This window comes from Lysinibacillus sp. NPDC056232, assembly GCF_042267565.1.
Lineage (GTDB): Bacteria > Bacillota > Bacilli > Bacillales_A > Planococcaceae > Lysinibacillus.
Genome location: NZ_JBHJTF010000052.1, coordinates 1 through 21,305, shown reverse-complemented (window position 1 = coordinate 21,305; position 21,305 = coordinate 1). Strand labels below are relative to the sequence as shown.

The 21,305-nt window shown below is 37.7% G+C and carries 20 protein-coding genes and 1 rRNA gene; 9 read left to right on the top strand and 12 right to left on the bottom strand.

The features are described 5' to 3' along the window. Positions 1 to 32: 32 nt before the first annotated feature. Both ACFCYJ_RS24510 and secG read right to left on the bottom strand, forming a co-directional pair. Complete coding sequence (locus ACFCYJ_RS24510) at positions 33 to 779, bottom strand: alpha/beta hydrolase (protein ID WP_376078202.1); 747 nt, start codon at positions 777 to 779, stop codon at positions 33 to 35. A 423-nt stretch (positions 780 to 1,202) separates the two neighbouring features. Beyond that, positions 1,203 to 1,430: a preprotein translocase subunit SecG gene (gene secG / locus ACFCYJ_RS24505; protein WP_376078199.1), complete on the bottom strand. Its 228-nt coding sequence runs from the start codon at positions 1,428 to 1,430 to the stop codon at positions 1,203 to 1,205. A gap of 272 nt (positions 1,431 to 1,702) precedes the next feature. Here secG and ACFCYJ_RS24500 point away from each other — a divergent pair, with 272 nt between their 5' ends. From ACFCYJ_RS24500 to dltD, 7 genes are all read left to right on the top strand, one after another. Beyond that, positions 1,703 to 2,947 carry a transglutaminase domain-containing protein gene (locus tag ACFCYJ_RS24500; RefSeq protein WP_376078196.1) on the top strand — a complete coding sequence of 415 codons (1,245 nt, stop codon included), beginning with the start codon at positions 1,703 to 1,705 and terminating at the stop codon, positions 2,945 to 2,947. A 327-nt stretch (positions 2,948 to 3,274) separates the two neighbouring features. Continuing rightward, on the top strand, positions 3,275 to 4,915 hold the full coding sequence (locus tag ACFCYJ_RS24495; protein WP_376078193.1) for an alkaline phosphatase: 1,641 nt from the start codon (positions 3,275 to 3,277) through the stop codon (positions 4,913 to 4,915). Between the two features lie 956 nt (positions 4,916 to 5,871). Continuing rightward, positions 5,872 to 6,009, top strand: a complete 138-nt coding sequence (locus ACFCYJ_RS24490; RefSeq protein WP_285397286.1) for a teichoic acid D-Ala incorporation-associated protein DltX — start codon at positions 5,872 to 5,874, stop codon at positions 6,007 to 6,009. 18 nt (positions 6,010 to 6,027) lie between these two features. Then, a complete protein-coding gene (gene dltA, locus ACFCYJ_RS24485; protein ID WP_376078190.1) occupies positions 6,028 to 7,500 on the top strand; it encodes a D-alanine--poly(phosphoribitol) ligase subunit DltA in 1,473 nt (490 codons plus the stop codon). After that, positions 7,497 to 8,660 (top strand): D-alanyl-lipoteichoic acid biosynthesis protein DltB, encoded by a 1,164-nt coding sequence (dltB, locus tag ACFCYJ_RS24480; protein WP_376078187.1) that lies wholly within the window; start codon positions 7,497 to 7,499, stop codon positions 8,658 to 8,660. The genes dltA and dltB overlap by 4 nt, the downstream gene beginning before the upstream one ends. Positions 8,661 to 8,732: 72 nt before the next feature. After that, positions 8,733 to 8,966: a D-alanine--poly(phosphoribitol) ligase subunit 2 gene (dltC, locus tag ACFCYJ_RS24475; RefSeq protein ID WP_376078185.1), complete on the top strand. Its 234-nt coding sequence runs from the start codon at positions 8,733 to 8,735 to the stop codon at positions 8,964 to 8,966. Further along, the gene (gene dltD / locus ACFCYJ_RS24470) at positions 8,963 to 10,138 is read left to right on the top strand and encodes a D-alanyl-lipoteichoic acid biosynthesis protein DltD (protein WP_376078182.1); all 1,176 of its coding nucleotides are present in this window, start codon (positions 8,963 to 8,965) and stop codon (positions 10,136 to 10,138) included. The genes dltC and dltD overlap by 4 nt, the downstream gene beginning before the upstream one ends. A 252-nt stretch (positions 10,139 to 10,390) precedes the next feature. On the opposite strand, the gene ACFCYJ_RS24465 is transcribed toward dltD, so the two are convergent. Further along, on the bottom strand, positions 10,391 to 10,807 hold the full coding sequence (locus ACFCYJ_RS24465) for a GNAT family N-acetyltransferase (RefSeq protein ID WP_376078179.1): 417 nt from the start codon (positions 10,805 to 10,807) through the stop codon (positions 10,391 to 10,393). A 28-nt stretch (positions 10,808 to 10,835) separates the two neighbouring features. Further along, positions 10,836 to 11,348 (bottom strand): GNAT family N-acetyltransferase, encoded by a 513-nt coding sequence (locus ACFCYJ_RS24460; RefSeq protein ID WP_376078176.1) that lies wholly within the window; start codon positions 11,346 to 11,348, stop codon positions 10,836 to 10,838. Positions 11,349 to 11,597: 249 nt separating this feature from the next. On the opposite strand from ACFCYJ_RS24460, the gene ACFCYJ_RS24455 reads away from it, so the two are divergent. Continuing rightward, positions 11,598 to 12,215, top strand: a complete 618-nt coding sequence (locus ACFCYJ_RS24455; RefSeq protein WP_376078173.1) for a hypothetical protein — start codon at positions 11,598 to 11,600, stop codon at positions 12,213 to 12,215. A gap of 318 nt (positions 12,216 to 12,533) precedes the next feature. Here ACFCYJ_RS24455 and eno read toward each other — a convergent pair whose 3' ends face one another. The 4 genes from eno to ACFCYJ_RS24435 are packed head-to-tail and all read right to left on the bottom strand — an operon-like array spanning position 12,534 to position 17,346. Continuing rightward, positions 12,534 to 13,826: a phosphopyruvate hydratase gene (gene eno / locus ACFCYJ_RS24450; RefSeq protein ID WP_376078170.1), complete on the bottom strand. Its 1,293-nt coding sequence runs from the start codon at positions 13,824 to 13,826 to the stop codon at positions 12,534 to 12,536. Between the two features lie 2 nt (positions 13,827 to 13,828). Further along, positions 13,829 to 15,370 (bottom strand): 2,3-bisphosphoglycerate-independent phosphoglycerate mutase, encoded by a 1,542-nt coding sequence (gene gpmI / locus ACFCYJ_RS24445; protein WP_376078167.1) that lies wholly within the window; start codon positions 15,368 to 15,370, stop codon positions 13,829 to 13,831. After that, entirely contained in the window at positions 15,363 to 16,124 is a 762-nt protein-coding gene (gene tpiA / locus ACFCYJ_RS24440) for a triose-phosphate isomerase (RefSeq protein ID WP_376078165.1), read from the bottom strand. The genes gpmI and tpiA overlap by 8 nt, the downstream gene beginning before the upstream one ends. A 37-nt stretch (positions 16,125 to 16,161) precedes the next feature. After that, a complete protein-coding gene (locus tag ACFCYJ_RS24435) occupies positions 16,162 to 17,346 on the bottom strand; it encodes a phosphoglycerate kinase (protein WP_376078162.1) in 1,185 nt (394 codons plus the stop codon). A 263-nt stretch (positions 17,347 to 17,609) separates the two neighbouring features. Between ACFCYJ_RS24435 and ACFCYJ_RS24430 the strand changes: the two genes are divergently transcribed. After that, positions 17,610 to 17,795: a hypothetical protein gene (locus tag ACFCYJ_RS24430; protein ID WP_376078158.1), complete on the top strand. Its 186-nt coding sequence runs from the start codon at positions 17,610 to 17,612 to the stop codon at positions 17,793 to 17,795. Positions 17,796 to 17,965: 170 nt separating this feature from the next. Here ACFCYJ_RS24430 and gap read toward each other — a convergent pair whose 3' ends face one another. The 4 genes from gap to rrf form a co-directional block, all read right to left on the bottom strand. Further along, a complete protein-coding gene (gene gap / locus ACFCYJ_RS24425; RefSeq protein WP_376078156.1) occupies positions 17,966 to 18,982 on the bottom strand; it encodes a type I glyceraldehyde-3-phosphate dehydrogenase in 1,017 nt (338 codons plus the stop codon). 125 nt (positions 18,983 to 19,107) lie between these two features. Then, entirely contained in the window at positions 19,108 to 20,139 is a 1,032-nt protein-coding gene (locus ACFCYJ_RS24420) for a sugar-binding transcriptional regulator (protein ID WP_376078153.1), read from the bottom strand. Between the two features lie 381 nt (positions 20,140 to 20,520). After that, positions 20,521 to 20,643, bottom strand: coding sequence for a hypothetical protein (locus tag ACFCYJ_RS24415; protein WP_263297453.1), 123 nt, complete (start codon positions 20,641 to 20,643; stop codon positions 20,521 to 20,523). Between the two features lie 568 nt (positions 20,644 to 21,211). Then, positions 21,212 to 21,305: ribosomal RNA gene (rrf, locus tag ACFCYJ_RS24410) — 5S ribosomal RNA — on the bottom strand; the annotation flags it as partial.

Sequence of the window (21,305 nt, the reverse complement as noted above, 5' to 3'; positions counted from 1 at the left end):
CCCTCCTTCATGAGAAAATCCTAATTATATTTTTATTGTGCCCAATTTAGGCTTTCTAAAAAGCAATAAATATCTTCATGTAACTGATCTTTTTCTTGATCTAACGTAATAACATGCTTTGAGTTTTCATACCACTTGATCTGTTTTTCAAGTGACTCAGTTTGATTATATATAATGTTGGCAGATTCTGTCTCAATTACCTCATCATTTGTCGCTTGTACGACAAAAATTGGTGCATAAATCATGTCAATTTCCTGACGTGTCCGAGCAATAAACGCTCGCAACTCTTGTAGAGATGGCATGCCCTTCTCAGCAATTAACGCAACTTCAGCTTCGATTTGCTCCTCATCTTTACCTTGGAACTTTTTATAGTCCCTCGCATATTTTAGTACACCTTGAAACATAACATCTGTTGTACGCATCGTCATTGGGGCACACATTGTCACAATACCTTTAACTGGGTTATTCAGCGCAACGTTTAAAGCCATGACACCACCCAATGATAAGCCAGCAACCGCAATTTCCTGATAGCCAGCATCCTGTAACTGTTTGTACGCGGCTACGACATCCTGCCACCAATCAGCAGGACCTGTTGTAATGAGTTCCTCAGGTTCCACACCGTGACCTTTATAATGAGGCGCTAATGTAGTATACCCTTTTTTCTCTAAAAATCTACCAAGCATTCGCACATCCGCCGAGCTTCCCGTAAATCCATGCAATAATAAAACTGCTCGAGGTCCTGCTTGAAAGAAAAAAGGCTGTGATAACGATTTTTTCATTGCGAGCTCTCCTTCATCCAAATACATACTATACCTATTATAGCCATACTGAAGCTTCCTCAAAAGCATTGGCGATTGTTACTTTTTTTATTAATTTGATGGGTCTTCTTGCATTTCGATGGTCTTTCTGGCATTTTTAGGATCCTATCCATCATTTTGATGGTTCTATCCACGACTTCTGGGGTTCTATGATTCTATCTATCACTTTAGCTTTTCCATCCGTCAATTTGAGATTCGCGGGTATTTACCTTCCTTGCGCGAGTATTTGCTTCGCTTCCGCGAGTATCTCCCTGCTCCGCGCGAGTATTCGCCTTGCTCCGCGGGTGTTCACTTTACTGAACTAACTATGTATTGACGTCCAAATAATTAGTACCATAAAAGAAAACGCCCAACCAGTAAGGTTAGGCGATATATCTTCAACTATTAGATTTTTGTAATAGCAAGTGCTAAAACAAAGAATAATATTGCTAACACTATTGTTGTACGATGAAGGATTAGATCCATACCGCGTGCTTTTTGCTTTCCGAATAGTTGTTCAGCTCCACCCGAGATGGCACCTGACAAGCCTGCACTTTTACTAGATTGAAGTAATACTACAACGATCAACGCTATTGAAACGATAACTAATGAAACTAATACTACTGTATGCATTCACTGCACCTCCCGAACTTCGAACATCACAACATATCATATTATAACAAAAAAAGGTTCTCTTGACAAACCGAGATTAATAAATGGCCTTATTCGCCCTATATCGGTTAGTTTTCCCAAAATATAGCACACCACACTCCTTCCATATTACCCTATAATAGTAAAAGCGAGATCTTCACTAAAAAAAGGAATATATCCGTTTTTATAAAGTAAATCAACCTACGTTTTAGTGATGACCCAAAAATATAATAATAATAATAATGGGAGGAATTATGAAAAAGAGTATATTGCTGATTTTTTTACTTATTATTTTAAGCATGCTTAGCGCTTGCTCAGCTACTATCAAGGCCCTCGAAGTAGTATTACAAGACGAACTTGAATCAGATGAAGAAATCACTATAGACCCCAAGGAGCTTGCTAGTAAAGCCCCCTCAGGTGAGTTTTCTACGGAAAATCTTTTTTCAACGACATTATTCAAGGAAGATCCTGCTATGCTGCAGTTTTCAAAAAAAGTTGAAAAGCATATTTCAACTTTTGAGCCAAACTTTACAGTCAAGTATAGAGGAAAATTAGATTGGGATACATTTGAAGAACAAATAAATGATCTTTATAACATACTTAATTTTGTTAATCCATATACAACAGGCTATATCCAAGATTACAACTGGGAAGCATGGGAAGTAGATAATGGTTATGAGGTAGAGTTTGACTTTACATATATTTCAGATGCGAAAAAAGAAAAGAAAATTGATGCCTATGTTCAGGAATTTGCTAAGAAGTCTATTACCGCTGACATGGATGATTTTCATCGTGCTAAAACCGTTAATGACTTTGTCGTACAACTAGCCACTTATACTGATAAAGGTGATTCACAAGGACAATCGGTTTATGAATTAATTACTAATGAAACTGGTGTTTGTCAAGCTTATGCACTATTAGCCTATCGTTTATTTTTAGCAGCTGGTCTTGATGCTAAATATGTATATGGTTATAGTGATAATCAGCTTCACGCATGGAATTTAGTAAGTGTTAATGGCGATTGGTATCATATTGATACGACTTGGAATGATATCAATCCTATTGAACCTTACGCTATTTCCTACGCATATTTTTTAGTGAATGACGAGAAACTAAGTGAAGATCATATTTGGGCAAATGAAAACTACTTTGCTGCTACAAGCAATGCGTATGATTTCATGCATGATATGTGGTACACAGATACTGTTGGCAATGTTATTTATTATAATAACTTGAACGATAACATGGTATACGCCTATGACTTAGCAACAAAACAAAATAGGCAAGTTACAGAAACAGCCTGCTACTACTTGGCGGCTTTTGACGATGCGATTTATTGCAGCGATTATGATAATGCCGGCTTTTTAACGAAAATATTTATAAACAATGGTTCAGAAGAAGTGTTATTAGAGGATGAGGTTCTAAACTTGTTTGTTGATGATAAAGGGGTTTTATTTTACGAAACCATTGACGGTGAAAAACATTCACAAACTTTATAGCAAATTCTAGAATCTGCAAGCTTCCATCAATCAATGGATAGTAAGCAGATTCTATTTTCCCCTTTAGTCGCTCATCACCAAAATGTGGGGTTGATTTCCATTCCGACTTGGCACTTTCCTGGGAGGGCAACCGATGAGCCGCTTCGCTCCATGGTCTTATCTGTGACTGATTCCCCGAGAAGTCGCCCAGTCTCCACTCCAATCACCTAACTTTCAGTGATTAATCCTATATTTAATAATCCCCTCACAATTCATAACAATTAATTCATCCTAGCTTTACAACCTTCCTTTACACTTACTTGTGAATTGACCAAAAGGAGGAAAATCATGAAATACTCAAAAAAATGGAGTTCATTGTTGTTAGCAAGTGCTATTGCTTTATCGTCGATTAGTATCGCTCAGCCGCAAGTACAAGCAGCCCAAGTAAAGAAACCAACAAATGTGATTATGCTCGTGATGGATGGTAGTAGTAATAATGCCGTTACACTTTCTCGTTGGTACAAAGGGGAAAGCTTGGCGATGGATGAAATTTTATCAGGGGCAGTGCGTACATACTCTGCCGATTCAGCCATTACTGACTCAGCCCCTGCTGCTACTGCGTTAGCAACTGGTCATAAATCAAATGATAAATTTGTAGGTGTGTTACCAGCCGTTATTAATTCGCCAGGGCTAGAGCCAATTGCCAAAGAAGATGCCTATAGACCTGTAGCTAATGTGTTGGAAGGGGCTAAGCAACAAGGCAAGGCAACTGGACTAATTTCTACTTCGGAAATTCAGCATGCCACACCAGCTGGCTTTTCTGCACATGTGAAAAATAGAAGCCAATACGATGACATCGCTGAGCAGCAAGTTTATCAAAACATAGATGTCGTGTTAGGCGGTGGCTTAGAGTCTTTGGCACCGGGTACCACAAAAAATGCTCGTAAAGATGGCGAGCATTTAGTGGATGTCCTTGAAGAAAAAAATTATGACATTGTTAAGACGCGTGATGAGCTCCTTAATAGTAAAAAGTCAAAAATTTGGGGAAGCTTTGCTCCAAGTGACCTTGCCTACGATTTAGATCGCGCTACAACAAGAGCATCTGAGCCTACACTCGCTGAGATGACAAGTAAAGCTATTGATACGCTTAAGAAGGATGAAGATGGCTTCTTCTTATTTGTAGAAGGCAGCAAGGTGGACTGGGCGGCACACGCAAATGACACGATCGGCATAATTAGCGATATTTTATCGTTCGATGCAGCAGTCAAAGAAGCCGTTGATTTTGCAAAAAAAGATGGCAATACAATGGTCATTGCTGTTACAGACCACGGCAATAGTGGGATTACAATGGGTAATGTTAACACGACAAGTACTTATTCCAACACACCTGTATCTGCCTATATTGATCCTCTGAAGAAGGCTAAAATGACAATTGAAGGTGCATTGAGCCAATTAAAAGAAGACAATTCAAATATTGTAGAAGTCGCTGCACTTTATGGCTTAGACAATCTATCTGAGAATGAGCTTGCAACATTAAAATCGACTAAAGATCTGGGCAAAGAAATGGTAAAAATGCTTGCAAATCGCGCCAACATTGGCTATACAACTGGTGGGCATACTGGTGAGGATGTATTCTTATACTCATTCGGACCATCTAAAATTACAGGCCTTGTCGAAAACACAGATTTAGCACATGCGATGGCACAGTTTATGGGCTTCGATTTAAATAAGCTTACAGATGATTTATATATACCAGCAACAAAGGCTTTCACAGACAAAGGCTACACTTCTAAAATTGACTTAACCGATCAAGAAAACCCTAAATTTATTGCACAAAAAAAGGATGTAACCATTACAATCCCCGTTAATAAGAACACAGTAATATACGAACAAGACAAGACCGCAAAAACGCATACGTTTGACACAATCAATGTTTACAACGGCACTGAATTTTACGTTTCAAAAAAAGTGTTAAAGGCTCTCAAATAAAGTGAAACTTTAATCAGTGGGGATTTTCTTCATCCCCGCTGATTATTAGTCTTCACCAATCGGGCTTTTACGGGCAGTTTCTCTCTCTGTATTTTGAGGCGGGATACTTGTACCTCGCCGCTTCGCTTTTGGTACAGATTAATTACTGCCCGTTAATGCGGAATAAAGTGAAACGGGATTCTTATACCTGACGCTTCACTTTAGGTACAGATTAATTACTGCCCGTTAAAGCGGGATCACAATACGGGTGCTATCATAAGTTGAGATGATTAACTGGATGATGGCGCTTTTCTTTTTGCCCAAATATGTCTTGGCAACAGTCCTCGAAAGATTCTCGATTTCATCATCTGCTTCATATGTTTGCGGCTTCCTTTTTCGTCCCCCTTTGCATCTCAACTTATTTTATACCGATATTTTTCATCAAATTTACTTTGATTTTACTTTCATACATTATGCTTAATAACGAAGTCAAAATGGTTAATAGGATATAGTGCCCCATGATTATTAGTTGAAAGAATCGGGCTTTTACGGGCAGTTACTCTCCCACTTAACTTCTTTGCTATTGCCGAATTTTGAGGTGGGCGTATTACTGCGGGATCAATTGTCTCGATGTTCTTTACAAAATTTAAGGATTTTTTAAGTACCAATAAAGCAGAAAAACAGCGATAATAAATATGGATTACGTTTAGAAAAATTCAAGTTGAGGTGATACAAAAAAACATTTTCTACCCTTTATAATAGTCATGTTTTTCAAAACCTTAATTTTACCTTAAATTAATCTTATGATTTCATGAATAAATAGAAATTTAGCAACATTTCACTCTACAATCCGTCAAATCAGTGTTAAAAATTTAATAAATGTAAAAATAATTTAGAAAAAACTTGAAAAAATATCAATTTATTTAGTATATTTACAAAGTTACAATCTTTTTTCATTTTTAATTGGAGGTGGACTTATGCAATCCATTAAAAATAATGAGCTTTTTCGTTTTATAGGCTTTACGTTATTTTATTTCATCATTTTAGTGCTCTTGTTTCTTATTCATGGCTTCCATGATATGAACGCAGGACCGTTTATATATACGGAATTTTAAGAAAAGGAGATATAAACTATGTTAAGCACTTTAGCGGCTATTCAAAAAGTGGCACAACAGCATCCACATCGAACTGCCTATCAAACCGACAGTGAATCTTTAACGTTTGGTGAGCTTTGGCATCTTTCTGATTGTGTAGCACAATATTTAATGGCTCTTGATTTAAAAAGACAACAGCCTATCGTCGTCTACGGGCATATGTCACCTTTACAAATCGTTGCCTTTTTAGGTGCTGTAAAGGCGGGTCATCCGTACGTACCTGTGGACTCTTCTACACCGTCTGAAAGGTTACAGATTATTATAGAAGCTTCTCAGGCTTGCTTACTACTAAAGACTGAAACGTTAAGCTCGAACCTAGCAGTCCCTGTAGTAGAAGTAAGTGATTTAGTGGCTCAAACTACTAGTATTTCGACAGAGCCTTCAACATGGGTTAAGGATCAAGAAATTTATTATATTATTTACACATCTGGTTCTACTGGTAAGCCAAAAGGTGTTCAAATTACAGCTGATAATTTAGCACATTTTGTTGCTTGGATGCATGAACATTTCCCTTTACAGGAATCTGGTGTGTTTCTAAATCAAGCGCCTTATTCCTTTGATTTATCTGTGATGGATTTATATCCTGCACTAGTTAGCGGGCAAACACTTTACGCGATTACGCAAGCGCAAATTGCTAATCCAAAAGCGTTATTTGAGTCATTAGCTTCATCTAATGTTCGCGTTTGGACTTCCACACCTTCCTTCGCGAAGATGTGTTTAATGAACAAGGAGTGGCATCAGGAGTTAATGCCTGCTCTAGATACATTTTTATTCTGCGGAGAAGTGTTACCCGTATCCGTAGCGACAGAATTAATGCAGCGCTTCCCTCAAGCATCTATTTTTAATTTATACGGTCCTACAGAAACAACCGTTGCCGTCTCTTATGTAGAAGTAACAAAGGAGCTTTTGGAGCAATTTGACCAATTACCAATCGCCCCTCTATCTGAGCCTAATCTATCCTTGTTAGAAGATAGCGAGATTATTATTTCTGGACCGACTGTAAGTGCAGGTTATCTTGGTGCGCCTGATTTAACACTTAAAGCGTTCCCTACAATAGGGGATCAACGTATTTATAAAACTGGAGACGTTGGTTATGAAAAAGATGGCTATTTGTTCTTCTCTGGACGAAAAGATTTCCAGGTAAAACTACACGGTTATCGTTTAGAAATCGAGGAAATTGAAAAACAAATGGGCAATCTTCCACCTGTATCTGGCTGTGTTGTTATACCTGTTTCAAAAGATGATGAGATTGTATCATTAAGTGCGTATATTGTTCTTCGCGAGCCATTGACGGACTCTGCCTTCAAAATGACGAAGCAGCTTAAAGCATTGTTATCGGAGTATTTACCGTCTTATATGATTCCGAAAACATTCAAATACATTGACACTTTACCTTTAAATACAAACGGTAAAGTTGATCGTAAAGGATTGGCGGTTATGGAAACAGTATGACGCCTTATGGAAATATAGTTTTTTTCATCATCATTGGTATTTTGTTACTGCCAACCATTATTTTAGGACTACGAGGGAAATCATCTAAAGGCTATAATATTGTTATTTCGATTGTCGTGTTAGCTCTTATTTTTGGTAACTCCCTTAATGGCTCCATTTCTCTTATACTGTTTACAGTATTTCAGTTATTATTAATTATCGTTTACCAAAAATATCGCTTACAGAAGAATAACACCTCTGTATTCGTCATTGCTGTACTATTGTCTATTTTGCCACTTGTGCTTGTAAAGGTTCTGCCAATACTTGGTCTTAAAAATTTATTTGGGTTCTTAGGGGTATCCTATATTACCTTTAAATCGGTACAAATGATTTTAGAAACGCGAGATGGTTTAATTAAGGATAAAATTTCAGCCGTTGAGCTTGCCTATTTCTTACTGTTCTTCCCAACAGTATCATCGGGACCTATTGATCGTTGGAGACGCTTTTATAAAGATATGCACACAGTGCCGTCTGGGCAAGACTATCAAAAACTGCTGTTAAGTGGGATCAATTATATATTTGTAGGTTTTTTATATAAATTTATTTTGGCTTATTTAATATACAATTACACACTTATTTATTTACCAGGCCAAACGTATAACTATTTGACACCTTTTCAAGGGCAAATAGCGTATATGTATATGTATAGTTTTTATTTATTTTTCGATTTTGCGGGTTATAGTGCGTTTGCCGTTGGTGTCAGTCGCATTATGGGTGTTCAAACGCCCATTAACTTTAACCGTCCATTCTCGAGTCGTAATATTAAAGACTTTTGGAACCGTTGGCATATGAGTCTTTCCTTCTGGTTCAGGGATTATGTCTATATGCGCTTTGTGCTTTGGATGACTAAGAAAAAATGGATTAAAAACAAATATACAGTTTCTTATCTTGGCTTCTTTTTACTGTTCTTTTTAATGGGTATTTGGCACGGATTGGAATTGCACTTTGTTGTCTATGGTCTCTACCACGCCTTGTTAATTATTTGCTTCGATAAATTTGAACGCTGGAATAAAAAACGCAAAATTTGGCCAAAAAATAAGTGGACTCATGCAATAAGCGTATTTATCACGTTTAATGCCATTTGCTTTGGTTTCTATATTTTTTCAGGTACATTATTTTAATCAACGGCTCTGTTCATGTTAATTGTTAATTTTATGAATAACACAGCCTAAACAATAAAGGAGATTTATAATATGGATAAACAACAAGTTATAGAAATGCTAGTAGAGTTATGCGAGGACGATATCATTTTAGAAAATCAAGATATCGATTTATTTGAAGAAGGTCTTCTTGATTCATTCGGTACCATTAATTTATTAGTGGAAATTGAAAACCGCTTTAATATCTCAGTACCAATTACTGATTTTAACCGTGAGGAATGGAACACGCCAAATCGTATTGTAGCGGAATTAGCTGAAAGACAATGATTAAGAAAGGCTTTCTATCATTATTAATTGCTTTTGTACTTTTTGCTGCCGTTGTGTTCTTCCCAAATTCCTGGATTAAAGCTTGGATTTCTGATGAAGAAGTAGAACAGGCAAAGACTAGTATGTCTCCGTTAGTGTTCCAAGGGATGTATTTCCAGGAGCGAATGTTGCAGGAGCCTAATACTATGCCTTTATATGGCTCCTCAGAATTAAATCGTTTTGATCCTTTCCACCCTTATAATTATAATCGAGCTACAAATGCTCCTTATACGACATTTATGGTCGGGCGTGGTGGAATGCAGTCTATTACACACTTTTTAAATTTTGCTGCACAGGAAGAGAATTTAAAGGATAAGAAAATTGTCTTCATCATTTCCCCTCAGTGGTTTACGAAAAAGGGCATGAATGAATTACATTTTTCTCCAAACTATTCGATGTTGCATGCATATGATTTAGCATACAACAAGGACATTGACGAAGATCTTCGAAATCGAGGAATGAAACGCCTTCTTGAATTCGATACTGTCAATCGCGATGAACTGCTAAAAACAATTTATGAATATAAATTATCTGGTGGTAAAGAAAAACCAATCACTGGACGACTTGCAATGATGGCAGGCCATGTCCAAAAGGCACTTTTAGAGAAAAAAGATTTATATTACTCGCTCTTCCCTCGAGAAGGAAGTAACTTAAAAAGCAATGACAAACTAGTTGCCGACCAAACATTTGAGCAACAATTGCAAAATGCCGAGAAATATGGCGAGAAACGTGTATCCAATGAATTAATGATTGAAAACAAGTTTTATAAGCGCCTTAAAAACGCAAATATTAAAAAGTTTAAAGGCATGCGAAAAAACGAAGATTATACAACTTCACCTGAATATGAGGATTTACAGCTAGTCATTGATGTTTTAAAGGATGCTGGTGCAAAGCCACTATTTGTATCTATTCCAGTAAATGGTCATTGGTATGACTACACGGAATATCCTGAAGAACGTCGAGAAAAATATTACGAAAAAATGGGGCAGATCTTGACTGATAATGGTGTTCCATATGTTGATTTCTCAAGCCATGACTATGATCCTTATTTCATTATGGATACGATTCATATCGCATGGAAGGGCTGGGTCTATCTAGATCAAGAGCTAGACAAATACTGGGCACAGAAATAATCGTTTAATGAACGTAGAGACAGTCTAAAGTGTTAATCACTAAAGACTGTCTTTTTTATGGAGATTATCTTCGAGGGTAAATGCAGTGTTTAGTGCACCTGAGCCGCTTGGCCAACAGATGGTTATTGTACGAAAGCGTAGCGGCAGCGGCAGATGTTTTTTGTGTGAAAGTGAGTAGCCTGGAAAGGAAAACAACGCTACTTTATGAAACGTAAGCCCCTCTTGTTTGAAGGGGTTTACCTTCTTTACCCGTTATTCATATATCATAACCCAATATTTTTCCTTCTCCCCTTCTTCATTTACCTTCTTCCAACCATTCTTCTCATAAAATTTCAACGCTTTCTGATTTTCAGATACACATTTTAATCTTAACGGTTTATTCATTTTGTTAACGGAAGCATTTAGTAAGTGACCCCCTACACCTTTCCCAAAGAAATTAGGATGAATAAATAAATTATGAATGAAGTTATCTGGCAAGTATAATGAAGCAAATCCAAGTATTTGATGATCCTCTTCCGCTACTATTATATGTTCTTCTATAGTATCTTTATCAAAATCGTCTAAAGTCATTTCTTCTAAGGCCGCCCAATGGAAATTTTCACGACGGGATTCAAGATAGATTTTTCTTAATTCCGGGTAATCTAATTTATTCGCTTCTCTAATATTCACATGCTCACCTTTGCTTTCATATTAATTTTTATTGATTATCAAATGAAAAAAGTCTAAGTTCTTCAGCATCATTGGAAAACTGTACTAATCTTTCAAACTTCAAGCCTACCTTTTCGAGTAGCTTGGCTGAAGCGTGATTATCTTGAGTTGTGATAGCCACAATACGATTTAGTCCTAGTGTCTCTAGAGCATATGCCAATGTCGCTGAGGCTGCTTCATAGGCATATCCTTTTCCCCAATACTTAGGAAGAAAAGCGAATCCAATATCCACATCTTCTAGCGACTCTCTTTTAACTAAACCGCAAATTCCAACCGGAGTTTGATCTTCTTTTCTTTCAACTAAATATAGACAAAAGCCAAATTGCTCATACATGCGAGTTGGTCCATTTTCTATATATTCACATGCATCCTCTACTGTTCTCAATCCGCGATCACCAATGAACTGCAACCACGAAGGTTCATTCATTAACTTAAGGATAAAACCCGCATCATTTGTTGTTTGTAAGCGAAGGGTAAGTCGTTCTGTTTCAAGAATTTTCATCGTAATTCTCCTTTCAATATTGTATTCTCCATTTTCTAAGCTTTTTCCCCTATATGTAATTTATGTTTTACTATTGAATTAAATATATAATAACGGACTAAACACTGCACTTGTATAGCTTTCAATAAGTGCATTTATTCCGTTAAAAGCTTTGCAAGGTCTTTTTACAAGATTTGTCGAATAATAATCTATAAAGCAATTTGCCTTTTTTAGTAAAGGCAGCAAATTTATAAAAGGTGAGGTTGTTTTTTGGGAAATAAATATTTTATTTTTAGTATCCTATCAACATTATTTTTGTTATTTCTTTCAGGTTGTACTAATCAAAAGGATACAGAATTAGCGACTATTTCGATGAACACGGATTCTAAATATGAGAGTACTTTCAAAGATTTAAATTTAGGTATACTGTTTGACTATAATTTCAAATTAAATAATGCCGATAAAAGTTGGGTTGATCTTTGGGTTGAAAGTTACAAAGATGGGCAATTGGAATCTAATTCATTAATGACACTATCTTATGGGCAAAGTCCAAACAAAGTAGAGAAAGGTAATATAGGGTTTGGAATAATAAAGACAGATGATGAATCTTTGGCTTTTCTTTATGGACCCAGTGTTAAATCAATCCCTCAAAAAATCGGCAAAATTCCATCTACCGAAAGTAGTGTTAGTGGATGGTATTCTGCATTTGGAGATGAAACCGTAAAATTAAAATTAAATGAAACTTATGTATTGGGTGTCTACAGAGAATCAAAAGGAAACTCTTTACGAACATATGACTTGCAGGACGAGAATGAAGTAAAGAAAATGATAGATGAGGTCCATCTTGTGTATTTATTAAAATTAAAAATTCATCATGAATCTAATTAAAGCTAATTTCAAGAGCATCTAAGGTGAAGTTTTAATCATAGTTTGAATTTTATCCTGCCTGAGCGGTTCTCTCGGGGACCTGATCACTTCTCTTTGGAACCCGATCACTTTTTCGCCTTACCCGAGCAGCTTTCGGGATTACCTGATCACTTTCCCACGCTACCCGATCACTTTTTCACACTACCCGAGCAGCTCCCCACGTTACTCGATCACTTTGCCAAAAACTGCCCCTCAATCACCCGACCCCCTAAAAAAAAATCGCCTCAAGAGTATATAAATACTTTTGAGGCGATACCAGTAAAGCTACAAAGTAATAGCTTATTTTAAGTTATAGAATGAATTTAAACCAAGATACTCAGCTGTTGCACCAAGTTGATCTTCAATGCGAAGAAGTTGGTTGTATTTAGCTACACGATCTGTACGTGATGGAGCACCTGTTTTAATTTGACCAGCGTTCGTAGCAACTGCGATATCAGCAATTGTTGCATCCTCTGATTCACCAGAACGGTGTGAGATAACTGCTGTGTAACCAGCGCGTTTTGCCATTTCGATTGCTTCAAATGTTTCTGTTAACGTACCGATTTGGTTTACTTTGATAAGGATTGCATTACCAACACCTTGCTCAATACCAGCCGCTAATTTTTTCGTATTTGTTACGAATAGATCGTCGCCTACTAATTGTACGCGAGCGCCAATGCGATCTGTTAATAATTTGTGTCCAGCCCAGTCGTTTTCGTCTAAGCCATCTTCAATTGAGATGATTGGGTATTTAGCAGTTAATTCCTCGTACCAGTCAACCATTTCTTCAGAAGTTTTGACAACACCTTCACCGTCTAAGTGATATTTGCCATCTTCTTTATTGAATAATTCAGATGACGCAACGTCCATTGCAAGTTTCACTTCTTCACCTGGTTTATAGCCAGCTTTTTCGATTGCTTCTAAAATTACAGTAATGGCCTCTTCGTTAGAACCAAGGTTTGGTGCGAAACCACCTTCGTCACCTACAGCTGTATTATAGCCTTTCGCTTTAAGTACTGCTTTTAAGTTGTGGAAGATTTCAGCACCCATACGTAGTGCATGACGGAATGACTCTGCTCCTACAGGCATTACCATGAATTCTTGAATGTCTACGTTGTTGTCAGCGTGAGCGCCACCATTTATGATGTTCATCATTGGTACTGGTAGTTGTTTTGAATTAAATCCACCAAGATATTGATAAAGAGGTACATCTAAGTAATCTGCCGCAGCATGCGCAACTGCCATTGATACACCTAGAATGGCGTTGGCACCCAGTTTACCTTTGTTTTCTGTGCCATCTAGCTCGATTAAAGCTTTGTCGATGACTACTTGATCAAGAACTGAGTAGTTACCTTCAAGCTCTTGAGCAATAATTGTGTTTACATTTTCAACTGCTTTTAATACACCTTTGCCTAGGTAACGAGATTTGTCACCGTCGCGTAATTCTACTGCCTCATATTCACCTGTAGATGCACCTGATGGTACGATTGAACGTCCAAAAGCGCCTGATTCTGTAAATACTTCAACTTCTACTGTTGGGTTCCCACGTGAGTCTAAAACTTCGCGCGCATAAATTTGTGTAATAAATGGCATAATTAATTCTCCTCTTTTTCAATTAATGATTTACCTGTCATTTCAGAAGGTTGTGACACCTCTAATAATTCTAACATGGTTGGCGCCAAATCGGCTAAAATGCCACCATTTCTTAACATTAAATTTGGTTTTGTCACAATTACTGGAACAGGATTTGTTGTATGAGCTGTCATTGGAGCCCCTTCTAAAGTAAGAACTTCATCAGAGTTACCATGGTCAGCTGTAATAATAGCTGCGCCACCTTTTGCAAGGAGTGCATCTACTACTTTACCAAGACATTCATCGACTGTTTCAATAGCCTTGATAGTTGGCTCTAACATTCCGCTATGCCCAACCATATCAGGGTTAGCGAAATTAAGAATAATGCCATCAAATTTATCGGCCGCAATCTCTGCAAGCAATGCTTCTGTTACCTCATAGGCACTCATTTCAGGTTGTAAATCGTATGTTGCAACCTTTGGAGATGCAATTAAAATACGTTCTTCCCCTTCAAATTTCTCCTCACGACCACCACTCATAAAGAATGTAACATGCGGATACTTTTCTGTTTCTGCAATACGAAGCTGTGTTTTGCCATTAGAAGCTAACACTTCACCAATCGTATTTTTCAAGTTGTCGTTTGCATATGCAACTTGCGCATTGACTTCATCACTGTAGTGTGTAAATGACACAAATTTCAAATTCTTAGGCTGTTTAGCTGATAATGCAAAGCCATCAAATTCATTATTTGTAAACACTTTCGACAGCTGAATTGCACGGTCAGGGCGGAAGTTGAAGAAAATAACAGCGTCATTATCGTCTATTGTTGCCACTGCTTCTCCATGTTCTTGAACGCTAAATGGAATAACAAACTCATCTGTTACATCACGCTCATATGATTCAGCTACACCACTTGCTGCGCTGTCAGCTGTTTGACCAGCACCATCAACTAGTACATTGTAAGTAAGAGCTACACGATCCCAGCGTTTATCACGATCCATTGCATAATAACGACCATGAATAGAAGCGAATTGACCTACGCCAATGTCCTTCATTTGTTTTTCAGTTTCTTCAATATAGCCTAAAGCTGTTGTCGGTCCAACATCACGACCATCTAAGAAGCCATGTACAAAGACTTCATCTAAGCCTTGTTGTTTGGCAAGCTTTAATAGTGCAAACATATGCTCATAATGGCTATGTACGCCACCATCTGACAGTAAGCCCATAATATGAAGCTTCGATTGATGAGCCTTAGCATGTGCTATTGCATCTAAAAATGCTTTATTCGTAAAGAAATCTCCTTCACGAATAGATTTGTTTAAGCGTGTTAAGCTTTGATAAACAATACGTCCAGCACCGATATTTAAGTGTCCAACTTCAGAGTTCCCCATTTGTCCATCTGGTAACCCCACCGCTTCACCTGCTGCAATTAATGTTGAGTGCGGGAACTCATTCCATAAACGATCGAAGTTAGGTTTGTTTGCTTGGGCTACTGCATTTCCGAAAGTTTCGTCGCGAAATGCAAAGCCATCTAGAATAATTAATGCTACTGGCTTTTTAGGCATTTGCTGCCGCCTCCAATAATTTTAAAAATGATTCTGGTTGTAAACTTGCTCCACCGACTAAAGCGCCATCGATATGCTCTTTTGATAATAATTCCTGAATGTTCTCAGGTTTTACGCTACCACCATATTGAATACGTATAGCAGCGGCCGTTTCAGCATTATATAATTCCTTAATTACTGCACGAATTGCTCCGCATACTTGGTTAGCATCTTCTGCTGTAGCAGTTTTACCTGTACCGATTGCCCAAATAGGTTCATAGGCGATCACCATATGCTCCACTTCTTGTGCCCCAAATCCAGCAAGTGCTGCTGTAATTTGATGAGCAACCTTTTGCTCAGTAGTCCCCGTTTCACGTTCCTCAAGCGTTTCTCCACAGCAAATAATTGGTACGATATTATGCGCTAGTGCTGCAGCAACCTTTTTATTGATGGCTTCATCTGTTTCGTTATAATATTCACGTCGTTCAGAATGTCCTAAAATAACATAGTCCACTTCCACACTTGCTAACTGAGCTGGACTAATTTCTCCAGTAAATGCACCTTCGTTTTCATAGTGCATCGTTTGTGCGCCAATGGCTAACTCAGATTCACTAGCAACTTGCACAAGCGTAGGTAGGTAAAGTGCTGGTGCACAAACAACAGCGTCTACTTTATCGTTTGAAGGAAGTTTGTCCTGTACCGCATCGACAAATTGGATAGCCTCTTCAAATGATTTATACATTTTCCAGTTACCTGCAATAATTGGTTTACGCATCGTTATTGCCTCCTATGTTTTTTTATTTTAAACAGTTTTACTTATCGTTTAATGCTACAATTCCAGGAAGCTCTTTGCCTTCCATTAATTCAAGTGATGCACCGCCACCTGTAGAAATATGGTTCATTTTATCGGCAACTTCAAATTTTTCTACTGCTGCTGCAGAATCCCCGCCACCAATAACTGTATAACCAGTTGTTGTCGCCATAGCGTCAGCTACAGTTTTTGTACCATTCGCGAATTTATCCATTTCAAAGACACCCATTGGTCCATTCCAAATGATTAATTTAGAATTTTTAATAACCTCTGCATAGTTAGCAGCTGTTTTCGGACCAATATCTAAGCCCATCCAATCCGCTGGAATAGCGTCTACATCTACAATATTAGTTTCTGCATCTTTTGAAAATTCGTTTGCGACAACTGCATCGATTGGCATATGTAATTGCACGCCTTTTGCTTTTGCTTTTTCAATAAAAGATTTTGCTAAGTCGATTTTATCTTCCTCTAATAAAGATTTACCGATATCATAGCCTTGCGCTTTAATGAATGTGAATGATAAACCGCCACCGATAATTAAGTGGTCCACTTTTTCTAATAAGCTTTCAATAACACCAATTTTGTCTTTAACTTTGGCACCACCGATAATGGCTGTAAATGGATGCTCCGGCTTAGATAAAGCTTTACCTAGCACATCTAATTCCTTTTGCATAAGGAAACCAGATACTGCTGGTACATGCTTAGCAATTCCTTCAGTTGACGCGTGTGCACGGTGAGCTGCGCCGAATGCATCATTAACATAAACGTCTGCTAATTTTGCAAATTGCTCTGCTAATGCAGCATCATTTTTCTCTTCACCAGCGTGGAAGCGTACATTTTCAAGTAAAATAATGGCACCATTTTGCATGTTTGCAACAGCTTCTTCTACCTCTTGACCAATTGACTCATCTAATTTTGTAACAGGCTTGCCTATTAATTCAGCTAAACGTACACCGACTGCAGTTAAGCGCATATCCTCTTTTACTTCACCCTTTGGACGTCCTAAGTGAGAGGCTAAAATAACTTTGGCACCCTGCTCCACTAAATATTCAATTGTAGGGATTGCTGCTCGAATACGTGTTTCGTCAGTAATCGCACCATCTGCCATTGGTACATTAAAATCGACACGTACAAATACGCGCTTCCCTTTTACATCAATATCTTTCATCGTCTTCTTAGTTAACATGAAGAAACCCCCTTCAAAGTTTTAGTCGTGAACTTCCTGGATTCACCCATCTTGGCTCCTCACATCATTCACGTAACTGTTTTATTGGTCCATCACACATAGAGTTATAACAAGCCTTTTCAGCTAGTATCATCCAAACTTTTAATGAAATACCCTTTATCTGACTTATCACCAAAAGTTAGAAATAACATTTGTTAAAACGCATACCATGTATACGGGTTGATTGTAGTGGTGACTGGGCACTGCTGAGATCAGCGTCACAGATGAGGCACTGCAACGCAAGCGAAGCGGCTCATCGGACGCCCCCAGGAAGCTCTGCTCTGCGCGAAAGCGAAGCGTCAGCGGCAAAGCGCTCAGTCGGAACGGAAATCAACCCACGCTATGGAGAAATACCCTTTACTTGCCTTTATAGTAGCAAAAGTCACGTTCTATGTCTTGCAATTGTATAATCAGACACGTGTCTGCCTTATATTACGTATAAAAAAGGAGTAAGGGTAGATTTCCCTTACTCCTTTACCCTTGTATATTATATCTTTTAGATATTATAAAGGCTATACTTTTTGTGCGTAAAAAGCAGTATTATGTCACACTTTTTACTTTAATTATCGAATTATGACACTTATTTATTGTCTAATCCTTTTTCTGCGATATATAAAGCTAAGTCCATTAAACGAGTAGAGTAACCAATTTCGTTATCATACCACGCTAGAACCTTTACCATACTATTTTCTAATACCATTGTAGAAAGACCATCTACAGTTGAAGAGTTATGGTTACCATTGTAGTCAATTGACACTAATGGTAGCTCGTTGTATCCTAAAATACCTTTAAGCTCTTTTTCTGAAGCTTCTTTTAATGCAGCATTAATGGATTCTTTTGTTACTTCTGATTTTAGCTCCACTACTAAGTCAACACATGAAACGTTTGGTGTTGGTACACGCATAGAGAAGCCATCTAATTTACCTTTTAATTGAGGTAATACTTTTGAAACTGCTACTGCTGCCCCTGTTGTTGTTGGAATCATTGACACTGCACCAGCACGTGCGCGACGTGGATCAGAGTGCGGGAAGTCAAGGATACGTTGATCGTTTGTATATGAGTGAATTGTCGTCATCATACCACGTTCAATACCAAATTTTTCATCAAGTATTTTTGCAACTGGCGCTAGACAGTTTGTTGTACAAGAAGCGTTTGAGATAACATCATCTGTTTCAGGGTTATAATCCTCATGGTTAACACCCATTACAAACGTTGGCATTTCGCCCTTCGCTGGAGCCGAAAGGATAGCTTTTTTTGCACCTGCTTGAACATGTTTGCCTACTTCTTCCATCGAGCGGAATCTACCTGTACATTCAAGTACTACATCAACACCTAGGTCACCCCAAGGTAAATTAGCAGGATCTTTTTCTGCATAAACGTTGATTTTTTTTCCATTTACTACGAAAGAATCACCTTCTGCATAAACATCAGCATCGTAAATACCGTGTACTGAATCATAAGTTAATAAGTGTGCAAGCTGACCTGCATCCGTTAGGTCATTTACTGCAACCACTTCGATTTCATCGTGCTTCATAGCTTCACGAAATACTAATCGTCCAATACGTCCAAATCCGTTAATCGCTAATTTTAATGCCATTGTCAATTCCTCCAATATTGTTTCAATAATTTATTTTTGCCTCGGACATTTATAATATCCGCAATTGGCTTTATTCTCATTCAAGGGGTTTGTAGCACCCGCTGAAATACGATTTACATAGTCATTTATAAAGAAGGTAAACCTTCCGCGATAGCTTTTGCGGCTACCTCATCCGTTATAAAAATGGTTTGCTTTGGTGCTACCTTAAAGTACGATAGCATTGCCTTCACTTTTTGTTTACCAGCAGCAACTGCAATGACTTGCTTACTTCTTTGAACTTGCTCAAACTGAATACCGATTGTTCGAATTCGATGTACAATTTCGCCTTCTGCATTGAAATAATAGCCAAATGCTTCACTAACTGCACCCTTTTCTTCGAGTATCCGTAAATCTTCAGGCGATGAATTACGACGAACAGCCATTTCCTCCGCCGACCCAATACCATGGATGACACAATCTGCATGATCATAATAATTCATCATTTCAGTTACCATTGGCTCTGCTAACATTGCTTGATAGGCCTGCTCACTTAAATGCTCCGGTAAAAACAAAGTGCGATACTGTGCATTCATTTGCATAGCAAATGTTGAGACAAGTGTATTGGCTTGCATTTGCATTTCATGTCCAATACCTCCACGAGCAGCAACAAATGTGATGTTACGTGTATCAGCTGGATGTAAAAATTGCGCGAGTGATGCAACCGACTTTCCGCCTGTAACAGCTACTGTTTGATCATCAAAGCTAGTTGACATAAATTGTTGTGCTGCCTCTTTTCCAAGCAATGTTAATATCGTATCGTCTTCATTGTAATCACCTGGAACAACAATTACATGCTGGAAGCCGAAATGGTTTTTCAATGATTTAGCTAGCTGTGTAAGACCAGACCATTCATAGACTAGTGCTCGTAGCTTATCAATAACTACTTCACCTTCGTCTGTACATACCATACCCGACTTTTGAGAATCTAATAACCCTTGCTCGCGTAAAATATCTGTTTCTTTACGAATTTCTCGTTCAGTCATTTTAAGTGAATCTGCAAGTGTACGACGCCCAATTGGCTGCATAAGTTGAACTGTTTGCAAAATACGATATCTTGATTGTAGAAGCGGATACATTTCTGGAAGTAGCCTTTGCTGTGCCTCAGGTACAGATAACATATTTATCTACTCCCTTTTAAATAGTCGTGGGTTACATTTCGTCCCACTACTTAAAATTATGTCCCACTTACAATTTTATTATAATACGCTTTAAAATAAAGAGCAAGTAAATGCTATGTTTTGGCATTAAAAATTATTTTAAGCAATGTTTTTATGTGCGAAAGCGCAGCGACAGCAACAGATATTTTCTGCGCAAAAACGAAGTATTAGCTGCAACATAAGCGGATTGAAGCTCGCACACAAGAAATCAAGTGACCTGAAACGATTATTATCCTCATTTAAAATGCCACAACATGCACAAAGATTTCCTTAATTATTTTGTTTTCCAACATAATGAAAAACTCGTAGCCAATTCGACATGGCTACGAGTTTTTAGTTAGCTTATTTTGTGAAAGATAAAATTGCGTTTTTCTTAAATCCGCCTAAAGCTTTTGTTGCTTCATTTTTATTTGTGTATTCAAAAATACGAACGTCCTTTTTCTCAAATACTGTAATAACCCACATTGTAAAATCTCCCTTCAACTATACGTTTTTGTAATATAACAACCACTAAAAATGTGATATTTTTGATAAACTGTTTTATAACAACCTCTTACTGATTCCTATTCTACTCCTTTTTTAAAAAAAATAAAGCATAATGTGAAGGTCTTCACAAACTGTTCAAATTCTAAACGCTTTCATTGAACAATTTGTGAATTGTGGTAATTACCGCTAAAAATTTGGGTAAAGTACAAATCCCTCTACTTCTTACGCCACTACGAATCCACTTTTCATCGCCTGATACTGCGGACGATGAAAAACTTCATCTCTCGCTTGGTCAATAAAAATGTCATGTTCTTTAATCTTTAGGTCCTTGGCCTTCGTTAGCTAATGCTCAATAGTTTACTCTGTTGTCGAAACGTATGCCAGATTTCTTAGCTATGGCTTTTTATGATTCAGATTTCTCATTTCTCTAGCTTCGACTAGATAATTGGCAGGAACCATAACTATTTTTATAGTATTGTTTGGGTTAACATTTACTAAAAAATTGCAAATAAAAAAAGCCAAGGAATAAATCCTCGACTTTTTAAGTGCCTAGCGACGTCCTACTCTCACAGGGGGAAGCCCCCAACTACCATCGGCGCTAAAGAGCTTAACTTCCGTGTTCGGTATGGGAACGGGTGTGA

Coding starts and splice junctions, on each gene's coding strand:
- dltB (WP_376078187.1), top strand. CDS start 7,497: ATGACGCCTTATGGAAATATAGTTTTTTTCATCATCATTGGTATTTTG.
- ACFCYJ_RS24460 (WP_376078176.1), bottom strand. CDS start 11,348: ATGAAAATTCTTGAAACAGAACGACTTACCCTTCGCTTACAAACAACA.
- ACFCYJ_RS24435 (WP_376078162.1), bottom strand. CDS start 17,346: ATGTTAACTAAGAAGACGATGAAAGATATTGATGTAAAAGGGAAGCGC.
- eno (WP_376078170.1), bottom strand. CDS start 13,826: ATGCCATTTATTACACAAATTTATGCGCGCGAAGTTTTAGACTCACGT.
- ACFCYJ_RS24420 (WP_376078153.1), bottom strand. CDS start 20,139: ATGTTATCTGTACCTGAGGCACAGCAAAGGCTACTTCCAGAAATGTAT.
- dltD (WP_376078182.1), top strand. CDS start 8,963: ATGATTAAGAAAGGCTTTCTATCATTATTAATTGCTTTTGTACTTTTT.
- dltC (WP_376078185.1), top strand. CDS start 8,733: ATGGATAAACAACAAGTTATAGAAATGCTAGTAGAGTTATGCGAGGAC.
- ACFCYJ_RS24500 (WP_376078196.1), top strand. CDS start 1,703: ATGAAAAAGAGTATATTGCTGATTTTTTTACTTATTATTTTAAGCATG.
- gap (WP_376078156.1), bottom strand. CDS start 18,982: ATGGCATTAAAATTAGCGATTAACGGATTTGGACGTATTGGACGATTA.
- ACFCYJ_RS24490 (WP_285397286.1), top strand. CDS start 5,872: ATGCAATCCATTAAAAATAATGAGCTTTTTCGTTTTATAGGCTTTACG.
- ACFCYJ_RS24430 (WP_376078158.1), top strand. CDS start 17,610: ATGAGGCACTGCAACGCAAGCGAAGCGGCTCATCGGACGCCCCCAGGA.
- tpiA (WP_376078165.1), bottom strand. CDS start 16,124: ATGCGTAAACCAATTATTGCAGGTAACTGGAAAATGTATAAATCATTT.
- ACFCYJ_RS24415 (WP_263297453.1), bottom strand. CDS start 20,643: ATGTGGGTTATTACAGTATTTGAGAAAAAGGACGTTCGTATTTTTGAA.
- gpmI (WP_376078167.1), bottom strand. CDS start 15,370: ATGCCTAAAAAGCCAGTAGCATTAATTATTCTAGATGGCTTTGCATTT.
- dltA (WP_376078190.1), top strand. CDS start 6,028: ATGTTAAGCACTTTAGCGGCTATTCAAAAAGTGGCACAACAGCATCCA.
- ACFCYJ_RS24495 (WP_376078193.1), top strand. CDS start 3,275: ATGAAATACTCAAAAAAATGGAGTTCATTGTTGTTAGCAAGTGCTATT.
- ACFCYJ_RS24510 (WP_376078202.1), bottom strand. CDS start 779: ATGAAAAAATCGTTATCACAGCCTTTTTTCTTTCAAGCAGGACCTCGA.
- secG (WP_376078199.1), bottom strand. CDS start 1,430: ATGCATACAGTAGTATTAGTTTCATTAGTTATCGTTTCAATAGCGTTG.